This window comes from Kitasatospora sp. NPDC023176 (assembly GCF_055560495.1).
This window is the reverse complement of record NZ_JBVHIP010000041.1, coordinates 58,362-71,908: the sequence shown is the minus strand read 5'-3', so window position 1 is coordinate 71,908 and position 13,547 is coordinate 58,362. Positions and strand designations below refer to the sequence as shown.

The following is a 13,547-nucleotide window of genomic DNA, read 5'->3' as shown; positions in this document are numbered from 1 at the left end:
GTGGCTGACGACAAATGCCAAGTTGCCAGACCGGATCGGCGGTCGCCAAGACCCCCTCTTACGATCCGCAGTCGTAGTCGAAGAGAGCCGGCACCAATTCGACCGGCGGTCCGCCCCGAGCGCGACGATCCTCACGGACCCTTCTGGCCTGCGCAAACACTCGTCAGCCCACCATCAAATAACCTCAAAGTCACACAAAACGGACATCACTATCCGCCGTCGTGCACCGCATTCACGTGTGAGGGCACTCACCCATCAGGCGCCCGCCACATCACCGACCGACCCACCGCCACCACGCTGGGTCAACACCAGGTGACCGCCATTGAGACCGCCACCACACCCGGCCGAAGATCGCGGACATGCCCTCATGTAGGCGATACGCGACGCTGATACGGTCGCCGGAGTCGGAGGCCGGATCGGTGCGGGCGGTGTAGTCGCCGACCTCCGGATCGGTGCCGCCCGGCACCGGAATGCCCAGCCGCGGGAAGACCGCCAGGCGCTCGACCAGCTTCTCGACCGCGTCCAGCTCGCCGGGGCGCAGCGCGGCCAGTGCCTGCTCGGCGGCGTCGGAGACGAAAACGTGCAGCGGGCCGGGTGTTCGGGCTGGTCGGTCACCGGTCGCCGCAGGCGGCGCGGAGCCGGGCGAAGGTCTCGGCGGCGGGGGTCCACTGCTGGCCGCCGATGGGTGCGGCGAGGGAGGCCATGGCCTCCGGGTTGGTGCGCAGGGTGAGGCGGTGGCGGTAGGTGGCGATGACCTCGGCGACGGCGGTCAGGTCGCCGATCGGGGAGGTGTCGAGGGCGGCGGCCAGGTTCCGCTCGAACAGGTCGCGGTCGCCGGGCAGGCCGTAGCGGGACAGGGCGGTGCGCAGCTCGTGCAGGGTGGCCGGCCGGGGTGCGGCCGCGACCGGCCCGCAAGGGCGAAGCCGAGCGGGCCGGATCACAGCTGTTCAAACCCTTGCGGCAGGTCATCAAGTCGATCAACGAAACCTTCAAGGGACAACTCGACCTCGAACGCCACCGCGGCCGCACACCCGGCGGTGGCACGGTCCGCGTCCTCCAACGGATCCTCGCGCTCACCGCCGCCATCTGGCACAACGATCACACCGGCCAGCCGGTCATGCGGGCACTGACCGCCTACGACCACTAAACCCCTTGGAATCGATCATCTAGTGCTGATCGGCGATTCCGGCACCGGCAAGTCCCGCCTGCTGATCGGCATCGGCACTGCGATCACCGGGACCGGCCTGTCGGTGCGCTACACCACCACCAGGGCGCTGGTGAACGAACTTGCCGAAGCCGACGCGGCCCGCCGCCTGTCCTCCGTGATCGCCCGCTACAGCAAGATCGATCTTTTGTGCCTGGACGAGTTCGGCTACCTCAACCTGGACCGCAAGGGCGCCAAGCCGCTGTTCCAGATCTTCACCGAGCGCGAGGAGCGAAAGGCCACGGCCGTCGCGACGAACTCACCCTTCACCAAAGCGCACATGTTCCGGCGAACCTGTGCGAGCTGACGGCGAGATTCAACGGGTTCCAGCTGGATTGCCGCGGTCGAGAAACCGACGGACGTCTACGGCAAGGGCGGTCATCTGTTCCCCACCCTCCAGCCAGGTGGTGACCGAGGCTTCCCAGGAGTCTTCCCGGGTGGTCCATGGCCGGAGAGTCCAGGTGAGGCCGACGTGGCCACCGGACCGGAAGACGGCCCGCAGGGCGAGGTGGTGGGTGCTCCAGGTGCGCTCGCCCTCCCAGCCGCGGAAGTCGGCGGCGAGCTTGTCGAGGAAGTCAGCCAGGTACTCGGGCCCCCAGACCCAGGTGATGACCGAGTCGAGCCGGGCTTGGAGGCCTTCAGCGTGCAGTTCCACCGCGAAGCCGGTCCCGTACTCGTCGGGGAAGTAGCGGTCGGAGAGCCTGACCTGGGTGGTCGGGTCGTCCTGGCTGCGGACGATGACGGCCGACGTATCGGTGAGCTCGGTGTCCTTGGCGTTCATCCGCTGGACAGTAGACGGCTTCGCGTCGGAAGTCATCGCGATTCTGCTCGACTGGGCAGGCGGGAGGCATCGACGTGATCGGCGAGATAGATCAGGGTGGCTTGCGGGTCCATCCCGAAGGCGGCGGCCACGAGCTTGGGGTCCATGGTGTTCGCCAGGTCGACAAGCCGGGTGCTTCGAATCATCCGGGGCGGGTATCCGCAGTCGTCAAGGACATCGGAGAGATAGGCAGTTGACGCCGGACGCCTCCCGGCCTTTGTCCCTTTGGTGACCATCACATGAGGGTCGGCCGTCGGCCACGCCGCACGGTGAGCGAGACAGCGGTGCAACACCGTCCAGGAGGCCGGGTCCAGAGGGACGGGGTGGGGCCGCTTTCCGAGCCGGAGCGTCTGGGCCACCGGGTCGACGTGGGTGATCTGCAGCATCCGGACCTCCGACAGCCGCGGGCGCCGCGACCCGCGCGGTCACCACCCTCCATGAGGTCGCCGAACGGAAGCTCGCGGCGATGGACACCACCGCGCTCACCCGCCTCGACCCGCACCTGGAGACGATTGTGCTGAATCCTCGGACCGTCGGCGTCCAGGCGCGTGCCCACAGTCCCGTCCGGGACTACGCCAAGGACGGCGTCCGCATCGCCTACGTCTCCGAGCTGCTCAGCACGGTCGTCCTCGTCGCCTACGTCGAGGTCGACCGACACGGATCTTCTCCCCGGGGCCTTACCAGCTGGGCCCCGGACCCCGGGACGCCCTCTCGACCCACCGTCGCCCACCGGAGACCTGCCGGGCAGGCGGGGTGCGGGATCGCGTTCTGCCGTACCGTGCCCCGACGCCGGAGGATGGATTTTCACCGTTTCGGTGGCGCCACGACCAACTGCTGAGGGATCGTCGATCCCGCCGCCCGCAGCGCGGGCGCGCGTCAGGCTGACGCCGGAGAAGGGGTGCCGCTGTGCAGGAGACGTGGACGACGGACGAGTTCGGGGCGTCGCACCAAGGCCGGGTCGGTGTGCTGCTGGCAGACGGCACCGTTCCCCGCCCGGTCACCTACATGACGGCGAATGGCGGCGGCGGACCGACGACCTCGTTCTGGACCGCCTACACCGGAGGGCACTTCGGCCTCGCCCCCAAGGCTCACGCGCTGCGCGCGGTGTGCTCCTGCGGATGGAGCGGTCCCGCTCAGCCCGCCGATGTGGACGAACCCGAAGGGGAAGAGCCGGAGTTCGGCGACCAGGCCTACGATGTCGCGGACACCTGCCAGGAGCAGTGGGACGAGCACATCACCGAGGTGGAGCGTGCAACGGTGCCATTGCCGGAGGGGGTCACCGACCTGCTTCGCCGACTGGGGGAGGAGATCGAGAAGCTGGGCAGCACCTCCCCGGTGGCGGCGCTGCGGGCGGCCCGGAAGCTGGAGCTGGTAGCCGGTCAGGTCGGCCACTGGCCGGCCCGCGCGGTCAGGAACGAGATGACCCCGCAAGCTGCAGGCGCCGCTCTCGGTCTCGACGACGACGGCGTCCGGCGCCTGCTGACCCGGTTCGGATCCACAGCCACCTACGCCGAGTTCGGTCTTTAGCCCGACGTCAGCGGGAGCAGTGCACCCGCTGGGTACGGCTTGCTGCGGTGGGTAGCAGATGGTATTTCCGGGGGCAGAGCCGATCATGCCCTGCTACTCCTCGGCGATGCCGCCGCCACCGATGGCGCGGCTCACGACACAGAGGCCCGCCCGTGACCACCACCACCCAGGATGAAGATGGCCGGCTGACGCGCGCAGTAAGAGAGGGCGCCCGGCCAAATCTGGTGGTTGGGCGCCCGCTTGCGTACGCACGGCACCCTGCCCGAGTCCCTCGACAGCCGGGCTCCAGCGGCCCGCCGGGGCGACCGCGGGCGAGGCGTGGACCGGAACACCAGCGAGCTCGGCGGCGCGCGGCGACTTACTCGCTGGAAGCGCAGGGCGGGCGCCAGCGCTGTCGGGGGTGTAGGCGACGGTCAGCCCGGCGCCGTCCAGGGTGGGCCCGGCCCCGTTCCACACCGCGCCGTCCTCACCGCGTTCGGCGGCTGCGACGAGCCGGTACCGCGCCTCACGCAGCCGTCCCAGGGAGTAGGGCGCCTGGCGGACGGTCGCGGCGATCCCCGCCGGTGCGTGGGCCAGCAGGTCGGTCACGTGCTCGGGGACGTCGCCGTGCCAGTACAGCGTCAGGTGCCCCAGCTCCGGGTCGATGGCGTGCCCGGCGTAGCCGGGCACGTACGCGCGCTGGCCCTCGCTCACCCCGAGGACCGCGTCGGCCAACTGCTCCAGCTCGCCCTGACGCCGCAGCACCCCGGGATCTACGACACCGGCCCGGCGGTGGCCGGTGCCCGCCGTCGACGACGAGTCCGCGTGGGCAGGGGCCGCAGGGAGCAGGGCGAGCACGGCGGCCCAGGCAAGCAGCACCCTCCTGCTGGTACGCATCCGCCCAGTACCGCACGGCATGCACCACCGCGGCCAGCGCGCATCCGTCCTGTCACCCGCACGGGCGACGACACGAAGGCGGTCCGGTGCCGGACTGGTTGCCGATGGCGTTAACGGTCTGAAGTGGCCCCACTTTTCCGGGGCGAACTGGCTCCACCCTGCGACTACGGTGAGGATCGTTCCGGCCTCAGCCGGCCCCGTCTTCCGGCGCGAAACGGCCCCAGCTCGGTTCGGCCGGGGTGGGAGAATGCTCTGCGTCACTAGGTGGAGGGCGCGGTCGGTGCTGACGCGCGGGAGGGGGAGGACATGACTCTGAGAGCACTGGGTTTCTGGAGGTCTGAGCGTGCACCGGAGCTGCCGGATCCGGTGCCACTGGTGGACGATGAATGGGACGAAGAAGAGCGATGGCTGGTCGCGATGTACCTCGATCAGGGCCAGCTAGGACGCGAGTTCATGGGTTTTTCCCGGTGCCGCATCTGCCACTGCGTCAACGGCAATGCCGAGCGGATGGACGACGAGTTCCTATGGCCCAGCGGACTCAGCCACTATGTGAGCGACCACTCGGTCAAGCTCCCCGCAGAGTTCATCAGCCATGTTCTGCATCGACTCGATGCGATGGAAGAAGGTGACTTCGACTTCACCTGGTGGAAGGAGCAGGCCTACCAGGCCTGAGCCGGTGGGCCTACTTCGGGTTCCGCTGCTGTTTGGCCTTGGTCTGGGCGAGGCGGTAGGACTCGGTGCCGGTCTCGATGATGGTGCCGTTGAAGAGGAGGCGGTCGACGATGGCCGCGCAGAGCCTGGGGTCGGTGAAGGTCCTGGTCCAGCCTCCGAACGATTCGTTCGAGGCGATGGCCACGCTGTTCTTTTCCTCACGTTCCGTCAGAACCTGGAACAGCATCTCGGCGTCGCGGCGGTCCAGTTCGAGGTATCCCAGCTCGTCGATGCAGAGGAGGTCGACGCGGCCGTATCGGGCGATGGTCTTGGTCAGCTGCTTCTCGTCGGCGGCTCGACGAGTTCGTTGACCAGCTTGGCAGCGAGCGCGTATCGGACCCGGAACCCGGCCATGGCGGCGGCCGCCCCCAGGCCGATCAGCAGGTGGGACTTGCCGGTGCCGGAGTCGCCGATCAGGCAGAGCGGCTCGCCTTTCCTGATCCACTCGCAGGTGGCCAGATTGTGGATCTGAGCCGGGGTGACGTTCGGGTGGCGTTGTAGTCGAAATCCGAGAGCCACTTCGAGCGTGGGAAGCCGGCCGCGCGGATGCGGCGCTCGGACCGGCGCCGGTCGCGGTCCTCACACTCGGCCATCAGCAGCTCGGCAAGAAAGCCGCGGTAGGACAGATGCTCGCGTTCGGCGCGGGAGGCGGTATCGGCGAACTGGGCCCGCATCGTCGGCAGCCGCAGGACGCGACAGGCAGTGTCGATGGCGGCATCTGCAGCACGCTCGGTCAGGGTGTGGTGCGGGCCATTCATCAGGAGTCCCTTCCGGGTCGGTGGTGCAGGAGTTGGTCCGCGACGTGCGCTCGCCGGCCAGGTCCACCCAGGCCTCGCCGAAGTCGACCTCCGCGTCCATGCCGGGCTGGTTGTGCCGGATCACGAACCCTGCGGCTGGAGCTGCCCCGGCGGCCTCGGCGATTTCCTGACGTCGCTGGTGGACGTAGTCCCACACTGTCGAGTACGCGATCTCGGCACCGCACTCCTGCCGAAGCCGGGTCAGGATCCGCTGCACGGTGTGACGCTGCTTCGGTGGAGCCTCCAGGTCGTCCAGCAGCTATTGGTCGATCGTCTTCTTGAACACCTCCAGCCTGGGCGAATGCCGCCGGGGCGTGCGCCGCGGAGTCGGCACCGGCGAGGACAGGGCCTCACGCACCAGTCGCCGATGGATCCGGTACGTGCGCGCCAGCGCGCGAACCGACGACCCCTGCCGCCAGGAGTCTCGGCGGATCTGCAGGAACAGCTCTTCCTTCGAGGACGCCACCCGGCATCGCCCCCTCACGGCGACCTGCACCGAGCGTCCCAGCCAACCGGCCGGGGTGGGGCCAACTCAAGCCGGAACAAGCCCCGAACGCTCCCGTACGCCCCACCGGTGGGGCCAACTCGGACCGGAAGAGTGCGGCCAACTCGAGCCGTTAATGCCATGCCGAAGCGCGCGTCGGTCAGGACGCCTTTCGCCGCGGCCGGCCTTGGCGGCGGTGCTCTCCTTGGCGCCGGCTGGCTTGGGGGAGTGGCCGGTGCGGGCGCCCTGGGTCCGGCCGGCGCTGGTCCTGCCCTGTTTCTCGGCGTGTTCGCCCTTGCGGGCGCTCTCCAGGCTCTGGCGCAGGGCGTCCATGAGGTCGATGACGTTGGTAGCCTCGGGGGCGGGGCCTGTTGCTCGTGTTCACCATCGGGACGAGCCCACCCCTGACCGGCGCCGCACCGCGGACGGCTCGGAGCGCCGGCCGGCGCTCCGAGCTGATCCCGGTCCGAGCCCGGTCCGTGAGAAATCCCCTTGAACACCGGGCCGCCCCTTCCCCTACGGTGGTCTTGATCATCTCGCTCGGATGAATGGCGCGAGATGTCGGATCGGGGGATCAACCATGTACTTCGGCCTACTCGGCCCGCTCGTCGTCCGCCCCGGGAACACCGATCGCGACCAGCGGGCGGTCGGCGGCCCCAAGGTGCGCACCCTGCTCGCCACACTGCTGCTGGAGGCCAACCGGCCGGTCCCGCCGGACCGGCTCAAGGCCGCACTCTGGGGCGACCGGCCGCCGGCCTCGGCGAACGCCTCGCTCCACAACATGCTGGCCAGGTTGCGGACGCAGCTCGATGACGCACCCGGCGACCGCTTGCGCTCCACACCGCTCGGCTACCTGCTGAGGGTCGCCGACGGTGAACTGGACGCCCAGCTCTTCGACCTGGGCGTCCGGCGTGCCCGTGACGCGCTGATGCGCGAGGACTGGGCCTCGGTGCGACGGGAGTCGACGGCGGCGCTCGCGCTGTGGCGCGGCGTACCGCTGCTCGAGTTTCCGGACCTGCCGCAGGCGCAGGTGCCACGCCAGCAGTGGCAGGGCACCCGACTACAGGCGCTGGAGTGGCGGATCGAGGCGGAGCTTCACCTCGGTCAGGTGCGGGGCCTGGTGCCCGAGCTGACCGGGTTGACCGGCGAGCACCCGCTGCACGAGGCCTTCCACGCCCAGCTGATGCTGGTCCTGCACCGGCTCGGGCAGCGCTCCGAGGCTCTGGCGGCCCACCAGCGCCTGCGCCGCACACTGGTGGAGGAGCTCGGCACCGAGCCCGGAGTCGGTGTGCAGAACGTCCTCGAACTGGTGCTCAGGGATGGCCCCGCTGCGCCCGAGCCAGTCACGACGACCCCGTCCGTGCTCGACGTGCAGGCCCAACTTCCCTCCAGAATCGCCGACTTCACCGGCCGCCGAGCCGAGTTGGCGGCTCTGACCGGCCTGCTCGAGGCCCCTCCCGCCGCCGACGTGCCCCGGGTGGCGGTCGTCTCGGGAATGGGCGGCATCGGCAAGACCGCTCTTGCCGTCAACGCCGCCCACGCCGTGAAGCACCACTACCCGGACGGCCAGCTGTACGCGGACCTCCGGGGCTTCGGAGCCGCCCCCGCACGTGATCCGCACGAGCTGCTCGCCGTCCTGCTCACGGCCCTGGACGACCGGTCGGCCGGGCCCGGCCGACCGGGTCGGCCGCTTCCCGAGCACACCGACGACCGGGCCGCGCTGCTGCGCACCGCCCTGGCCGACCGCCGGGTCCTGCTGGTGCTCGACAACGCCCGAGACGCAGCCCAGGTCACTCCGTTGTTGCCGGGAGGCTCCCGGAGCGCCGTGATTGTCACCACCCGCAACACCCTCACGGACCTGCCGGCGAGCGTCCGGTTCTCCCTGGCGCCGCTCGACGTCGAGGAACAGCGTTCCCTCCTCTCCCGGCTCTGCGGGCCGGAGCGGATCCAGCGGGATCCCGACGGTGCGCTCCGTCTGCTGGCCGCCTGCGCGGGCCTGCCCCTCGCCCTGCGGATCACCGGCGCCCGGCTGTCGTCCAGGCCGGCCTGGTCCCTGGGTACCCTGGCCGAGCGCGTGGAGGACAGCCGGGGCCGGCTGCGCGCCCTGTCCGTGGGGAGCCTGGCCGTCGACGCCACCTTTGCCACCAGCTACCTCGCGATCCGCGACAGCGACGACCCTGCGGAGCGCGAGGCTGCGCGTGCGTTTCGGCTGCTGGGCCTGTGGGCGGGCCATACGTTGGGGGTGGACGCCGCGGCCGCCCTGCTGGACCGTCCGCGGGAGCACGCGGCCGACTTGCTCGAACGGCTGGCGGACGTCCACCTGGTGCAGACGCCGGAGCCGTTGCGGTACCGGTTTCACGACCTGTTGGGGGAGTTCGCGGCGGAGCGGGTCCGTGCGGAGGAACCGGCCGAGGCGCGCGACGCGGCCGCCCTGCGGCTGGGCATCTGGTACGCGGTCGCCCTGGAGTCGGCCGGCACGGCCGTCGATCCGTCCAGAGCGCCACGTCTCGCCGAACCCCCTGCCGTACCGGCGCCCGCCTTCACCGACCCCCAGCACGCGCTGGACTGGTGCCTTAAGGAGTTGCCCGTCATCAAGGAGGTGATCCGCAGGGCCGCGGACTCCTCTCGCCCCGATCTCACCTGGCGACTCGCGGTCTGGCTGATGGCGTACGCGCACACCTTCTGGTGGACCGGCGAGTGGGACGCGTGCCTGACCCTGGCGCTGAAGTCCGCCCAGGAGCACGGCGACCTGCTCGGCCAGGCCTGGACACTGCGCCGGCTCGGCGCGTCCCACGGTATGGCCTACCGCAACGACGAGGCGATCGAGGCCCTCGAAGCCGCACTGGCCCTCTTCGAGAACCACGGTGACGACGTCTGCAAGGCGGTCATCCTGGGGAACCTGTCCATGGCCTACAACCAGCAGGGCAGGTACGGGGCTGCCCTGGCGTACGCGGAGGTGGCCTGGGGACTCCAGCAGCAGGGCGGAGGGGAGGAGGGCGGGATCGGAGTGCTCGCCGCCCTGGCCCAGGCGTACCTGCAGATCGAGGACTTCGACGCCGCGCTCACGCACTTCCGGGCGCTCCTCGAACGCTGCCGGAGCCGGGGCAACCTGACCTACACCGCCGTGGCCCTGGCCAACCTCGGTGACTGCCTGCGCGGACTCGACCGGCAGGAGGAGGCCTTCGCGGCACTCGACGAGTCCCTGACGATCCGCCGGCGGCTGGGGGACATGAGCGGCATCGCCGACACCCTGGTCATCAGCGGCCGCGCCCACGCCCACTTCGGCCGGCAGTCCGAGGCCCGCGCCTGCTATGAACAGGCGGCCGAGATCGGCCGCGCCCACGGCATCCCCGCCCTGCTCCGGCAGGGCCTCGACGGCCTGGAGCGGCTCGGGAACCTCTAGCGGTGAACGCGCCGGTGCCGCCCGGGGGTCGAGGCCCTCGGGCGGCGCCGGCGGGGGTGGCCGTCAGCTGGTGGGTATGCCGGTGGCTACCTGACCGAGGCCGTTCCAGCTCCCGTGGCCGTCGCCGCCGTTCCAGGTGTAGACGGTGGCTGCGTTGGACGGCGGATCGGTGCGGATGTAGTCCGCGTTGCCGCCGCCGTCGAAGTCGGCGAACTGGACGCGGTCCCGGTCGGTGGTGAGGCCGGTGGCGACCTGGCCCAGGGCCACCCAGCCTCCGCCGGTGTCGCCGCCGCGGTTCAGCCAGACCCGTACGGCGCCGCTGGGGTCGATGACGGCGTAGTCGGCCCGGCCGTCGCCGTCGAAGTCCGCGAGCCGCACCCGGCCGGCGTCGGTCGTCAGCCCGGTGGCGACCTGGCCCCGGTCCTGCCAGCCGCCGCGCCCGTCGCCTCCGCGGTTGAGGTAGACGTGCACCGAGCCGTCCGGGTTGACCACCGCGTAGTCGGCCCGGCCGTCGCCGTCGAAGTCCGCGAGCTTCACGCGGTCGGCGTCGGTCGTGAGGCCGGTGGCGACCTGGCCGAGCTCCTGCCAGCCGCCGTGGCCGTCGCCGCCGCGGTTCAGCCAGACCCGTACGGCTCCGTCGGGGTCGATGACCTCGTAGTCGGCCCGGCCGTCGCCGTCGAAGTCGGCGAAGCGCACGCGGCTCGGGTCGGTGGTGGCGCCGGTGGCGACCTGGCCGTAGTCCTGCCAGCCGCCGTGGCCGTCGCCGCCCTTGTTCAGCCAGACGTGCACCGAGCCGTCCGGGTTGAGGGTGATGTAGTCGGCCTTGCCGTCGCCGTCGAAGTCCGCGTACCGGACCCGGCCCAGCCCGCCCGATTCGCTGCCGGTGTTCGACGTCACCGAGGCCCGGGCGGCGCCAGCGGAGTACGCCTGGTCCAGCCCGGTGTAGAAGGCCTGCGCCATCCGGTTGTAGCCGCGGTCGTTGGGGTGGAGGCGGTCGGTCATCTCGGCGGGCGTCAGGGCCGGCGGCTCCACGTACCGGAAGCTGTTCCCTGCCTGGGCCTCGATCGCCTGCAACTGCCGGGCCCGGTCGTTGTAGCCGGACGGCGGGGCCTGGAGGCCCTGGGTGGTGGGGATCACGCCCTCCATGACCACCGCGATCCCGGGCCGGTCCGCGTAGATCCGGTCTACCAGTGCCTTGAGGCGGTCGGGCGCGTGGGTCGGGTCGGTGCTGCGGTCGAGGTCGTTGACGCCGATGTGCAGCAGGACCACGTCCGGGTGGGCCTCGGCGAGCCACTGGTCGATCCCGGCCCGGATGTCGTCAACCATGTAGCCGGAGTGGCCCTCGTGGGCGAGGTCGGGCAGCTGGCCGCCGGCCTGGGAGCCCACGAACCGTACGGTGTAGCGGGACTGGCCGGCGACGAGCTTCCACAAGGGAGCCCGGTAGGAGGAGGCGGTGGCGCTGCCGGCGCCCGCGGTGATCGAGTCGCCGAGCGGCATGACGCGCAGCGACGGTACGGCGCCGGAGGTGGCGGCGGCCGGGGTCGCGGCGTGTGCGGCCGGGAGGGCGGTGGTGCCGGCCGCGCCCAGCAGGGCGGTCAGGCCGAGGGCCAAGGTGCGTTTCAAGGTTCCCCCCATGATGTGAAGCGGGTTTAGGGCAGGAGGTGGGGGCTTCGGCTGACGGACCGAAGCCCCCACGTGACAGGTGGCGAGGATCAGGCGCCGGTGGCGACCTGGCCGAGGTTGGTCCAGCCGCCGTGGCCGTCGCCACCATCGTTGCGGTAGACGTTGACCGAACCGTTCGGGTTGGTGGTGACGTAGTCACTGCGGCCGTCGCCGGTGAAGTCGGCGAGGGTCACGGCGTTCTGGTCGCTGGTGGTGCCGGTGGCGATCTGCCCGTAGTTGGTCCAGCCGCCGTGGCCGTCGCCGCCGCGGTTGAGGTAGGTGACGACCGAGCCGTTGCCGCCGATGGCGGAGTAGTCGGCCCTGCCGTCGCCGTCGATGTCAGCGAGGCGAACGCGGCTGGGGTCGGTGGTGAGGCCGCTGGCGATCTGCCCGTAGTTGACCCAGCCGGCGCCGGTGTCGCCGCCGCGGTTGAGGTAGGTGACGACCGAGCCGTTCGGGTTGATGACGTTGTAGTCCGCCCGGCCGTCGCCGTCGATGTCGGCGAACCGCACCCGACTGGCGTCGGTCGTCAGGCCGGTGGCGACGATGCCGAGGTCCTGCCAGCCGCCGTGGCCATCGCCGCCGCGGTTGAGGTAGACGTGCACCGAGCCGTCCGGGTTGATGCAGATGTAGTCGGCCCTGCCGTCGCCGTCGAAGTCGGCGAAGCGCACGCGGCTGGTGTCCGAGGTGAGGCCGGTGGCGACCTGGCCGAAGGACGTCCAGCCGCCGCCGGTGTCGCCGCCGTTGTTCAGCCAGACGTTGACCGCGCCGGTGGAGCCGATGGTGATGTAGTCGGCCCTGCCGTCACCGTCGAAGTCCGCCCACTTCACCCGGCCGGTGCCCGCCTCCGTACCGTTGTGGTGGTTCGGCTGGGTCCTGATCATGCGCCACTGGGCGTTGCTGCCCTGGAAGCCCGGCATGCAGGTGAGGGTCTGGCCGTTGAGGAGCTTGAGGAAGCAGCCGTTGGGGCTGCTGATGGTCGTCCAGTCGCCCGTGGTGGAGCCGAACATCCAGGCAGTGTTGTAGTCGTGGGTCCCGCAGGCCACGGACAGGGCGTTGGCGTGGGTGTCCGTGGCAAGGCAGGAACCGCCGGCGGAGAGGTCCTTGAGCTGGTTCTGGGCCTGGACCCCGAACCACTGGTCGGGGCTGCTGCCACAAGGGGCGATCTCCAACTGCGCGACCTCCCAAGTGGGCGAGCCCTGAAGACACAGGCCGGTCGCCTGGTTCTGGATCTCGAACGCGTAGTAGGGCTGTGCGGTCGCCTGCCCCACGGAGAACGACAGACCGGTCAGCAGCATGACGACGACAGTCAAGGCGGCTCTGATGCGGCGGAGTCGGAGGAATCCGGGTTTCACGTGTCCTGCCTCTGGCGTTGGGTGTGCGTGCCCCGCCCCGGGCCTCGCTGCCGGGGCGGTCACGCGGGAACGGCACGAGGCTGGCGGCGACCTCCAACCGCGGCCCAACAATCGACCAACCGCGCGAGGCAGCACCCGGATCAGCGAACCCGGGCCGTACGCCCGACCCGTCGGCGCCCGGGTCCCACGCGTTCGCGCGGACCTCGCCGTCGGTGGGACAGGTGGTGACCCGGAGCGGCAAGAACACCAGCGGCACGGAGAAGGTTCCGTACAGCGCGTTCCGACCAGGCGCCTCGTGGTACCCGCAAAACCTGAGCCAGTGGGTGTGCCCCCGATGCGCCACTGTACTGCGGTCGGCCTGACCGCTTCTTCTTTGGCCCGAGGTAAGAAATCCGCACCTCGGGCTCACTCATTCCTGCGCACCGCCAGACTGCGCCTGCGCGCTCTTGACGTGCCGTCACCGGCGGCTGGAACGTCGTGCAAAACCGCGCAACCGACGTGGTACGGGAGGCCGTCATGACGCTACGGTTCGCCGGGGTGGACCCCAACACCGGCAAGGACGAGAGCCCGATGGTGTGGGTGGACGACGCCAAGAGGGAGCTGGTCTTCCAGGCCTCAAGCCCGATGAGGCGCTGCTGACGGAGATCGGTACGACCGAGTGGGTGGCCGGCCACGCCGTCGGCACTCCCGACCACGAGAATGTGACCC

12 protein-coding genes and 2 pseudogenes are annotated in these 13,547 nt (G+C 70.5%); 7 read left to right on the top strand and 7 right to left on the bottom strand.

Features of this window, described 5'->3' with window-relative positions; all coding sequences use genetic code 11:
• Positions 1-611 precede the first annotated feature (611 nt).
• Entirely contained in the window at positions 612-941 is a 330-nt protein-coding gene (locus ACZ3YL_RS36350; RefSeq protein ID WP_465661756.1) for a hypothetical protein, read from the bottom strand.
• On the opposite strand from ACZ3YL_RS36350, the pseudogene ACZ3YL_RS36345 reads away from it, so the two are divergent.
• Positions 902-1,147, top strand: a pseudogene (locus tag ACZ3YL_RS36345) (IS982 family transposase); the annotation flags it as partial. The gene ACZ3YL_RS36350 and the pseudogene ACZ3YL_RS36345 sit on opposite strands and share 40 nt — an antisense overlap.
• A gap of 22 nt (positions 1,148-1,169) precedes the next feature.
• Positions 1,170-1,511 carry an ATP-binding protein gene (locus ACZ3YL_RS36340; RefSeq protein WP_465661754.1) on the top strand — a complete coding sequence of 114 codons (342 nt, stop codon included), beginning with the start codon at positions 1,170-1,172 and terminating at the stop codon, positions 1,509-1,511.
• Positions 1,512-1,520: 9 nt separating this feature from the next.
• On the opposite strand, the gene ACZ3YL_RS36335 is transcribed toward ACZ3YL_RS36340, so the two are convergent.
• Together ACZ3YL_RS36335 and ACZ3YL_RS36330 are read right to left on the bottom strand one after the other, a co-directional pair.
• Positions 1,521-2,021: a DUF6228 family protein gene (locus ACZ3YL_RS36335; protein ID WP_223241691.1), complete on the bottom strand. Its 501-nt coding sequence runs from the start codon at positions 2,019-2,021 to the stop codon at positions 1,521-1,523.
• Complete coding sequence (locus ACZ3YL_RS36330) at positions 2,018-2,410, bottom strand: hypothetical protein (RefSeq protein WP_465661752.1); 393 nt, start codon at positions 2,408-2,410, stop codon at positions 2,018-2,020. Before ACZ3YL_RS36330 ends, ACZ3YL_RS36335 begins: the two co-directional genes overlap by 4 nt.
• An 80-nt stretch (positions 2,411-2,490) precedes the next feature.
• Between ACZ3YL_RS36330 and ACZ3YL_RS36325 the strand changes: the two genes are divergently transcribed.
• Positions 2,491-2,862 carry a hypothetical protein gene (locus ACZ3YL_RS36325; protein ID WP_465661750.1) on the top strand — a complete coding sequence of 124 codons (372 nt, stop codon included), beginning with the start codon at positions 2,491-2,493 and terminating at the stop codon, positions 2,860-2,862.
• 68 nt (positions 2,863-2,930) lie between these two features.
• Positions 2,931-3,551: a hypothetical protein gene (locus tag ACZ3YL_RS36320; RefSeq protein ID WP_465661748.1), complete on the top strand. Its 621-nt coding sequence runs from the start codon at positions 2,931-2,933 to the stop codon at positions 3,549-3,551.
• Between the two features lie 93 nt (positions 3,552-3,644).
• On the opposite strand, the gene ACZ3YL_RS36315 is transcribed toward ACZ3YL_RS36320, so the two are convergent.
• Positions 3,645-4,427: a hypothetical protein gene (locus tag ACZ3YL_RS36315; protein WP_465661746.1), complete on the bottom strand. Its 783-nt coding sequence runs from the start codon at positions 4,425-4,427 to the stop codon at positions 3,645-3,647.
• A gap of 306 nt (positions 4,428-4,733) precedes the next feature.
• Here ACZ3YL_RS36315 and ACZ3YL_RS36310 point away from each other — a divergent pair, with 306 nt between their 5' ends.
• The gene (locus tag ACZ3YL_RS36310) at positions 4,734-5,099 is read left to right on the top strand and encodes a hypothetical protein (RefSeq protein WP_465661745.1); all 366 of its coding nucleotides are present in this window, start codon (positions 4,734-4,736) and stop codon (positions 5,097-5,099) included.
• Between the two features lie 10 nt (positions 5,100-5,109).
• Here the strand turns inward: ACZ3YL_RS36310 and istB are convergent.
• Positions 5,110-5,896, bottom strand: a pseudogene (gene istB, locus ACZ3YL_RS36305) (IS21-like element helper ATPase IstB).
• A 1,103-nt stretch (positions 5,897-6,999) separates the two neighbouring features.
• Between istB and ACZ3YL_RS36300 the strand changes: the two are divergent.
• Positions 7,000-9,822 carry an AfsR/SARP family transcriptional regulator gene (locus ACZ3YL_RS36300; RefSeq protein ID WP_465661743.1) on the top strand — a complete coding sequence of 941 codons (2,823 nt, stop codon included), beginning with the start codon at positions 7,000-7,002 and terminating at the stop codon, positions 9,820-9,822.
• A 63-nt stretch (positions 9,823-9,885) separates the two neighbouring features.
• Here ACZ3YL_RS36300 and ACZ3YL_RS36295 read toward each other — a convergent pair whose 3' ends face one another.
• Positions 9,886-11,445, bottom strand: coding sequence for an FG-GAP-like repeat-containing protein (locus tag ACZ3YL_RS36295; protein WP_465661741.1), 1,560 nt, complete (start codon positions 11,443-11,445; stop codon positions 9,886-9,888).
• An 89-nt stretch (positions 11,446-11,534) separates the two neighbouring features.
• The gene (locus ACZ3YL_RS36290) at positions 11,535-12,797 is read right to left on the bottom strand and encodes an FG-GAP-like repeat-containing protein (RefSeq protein ID WP_465661739.1); all 1,263 of its coding nucleotides are present in this window, start codon (positions 12,795-12,797) and stop codon (positions 11,535-11,537) included.
• A gap of 558 nt (positions 12,798-13,355) precedes the next feature.
• On the opposite strand from ACZ3YL_RS36290, the gene ACZ3YL_RS36285 reads away from it, so the two are divergent.
• Positions 13,356-13,478: a hypothetical protein gene (locus ACZ3YL_RS36285; RefSeq protein WP_465661737.1), complete on the top strand. Its 123-nt coding sequence runs from the start codon at positions 13,356-13,358 to the stop codon at positions 13,476-13,478.
• Positions 13,479-13,547 lie beyond the last annotated feature (69 nt).

Bases quoted from the DNA above. Each gene is read 5' to 3' on its own strand.
- ACZ3YL_RS36335 (WP_223241691.1), bottom strand. From the start codon at position 2,021: ATGACTTCCGACGCGAAGCCGTCTACTGTCCAGCGGATGAACGCCAAG.
- ACZ3YL_RS36330 (WP_465661752.1), bottom strand. From the start codon at position 2,410: ATGCTGCAGATCACCCACGTCGACCCGGTGGCCCAGACGCTCCGGCTC.
- ACZ3YL_RS36325 (WP_465661750.1), top strand. From the start codon at position 2,491: ATGGACACCACCGCGCTCACCCGCCTCGACCCGCACCTGGAGACGATT.
- ACZ3YL_RS36315 (WP_465661746.1), bottom strand. From the start codon at position 4,427: ATGCGTACCAGCAGGAGGGTGCTGCTTGCCTGGGCCGCCGTGCTCGCC.
- ACZ3YL_RS36310 (WP_465661745.1), top strand. From the start codon at position 4,734: ATGACTCTGAGAGCACTGGGTTTCTGGAGGTCTGAGCGTGCACCGGAG.
- ACZ3YL_RS36300 (WP_465661743.1), top strand. From the start codon at position 7,000: ATGTACTTCGGCCTACTCGGCCCGCTCGTCGTCCGCCCCGGGAACACC.
- ACZ3YL_RS36285 (WP_465661737.1), top strand. From the start codon at position 13,356: ATGACGCTACGGTTCGCCGGGGTGGACCCCAACACCGGCAAGGACGAG.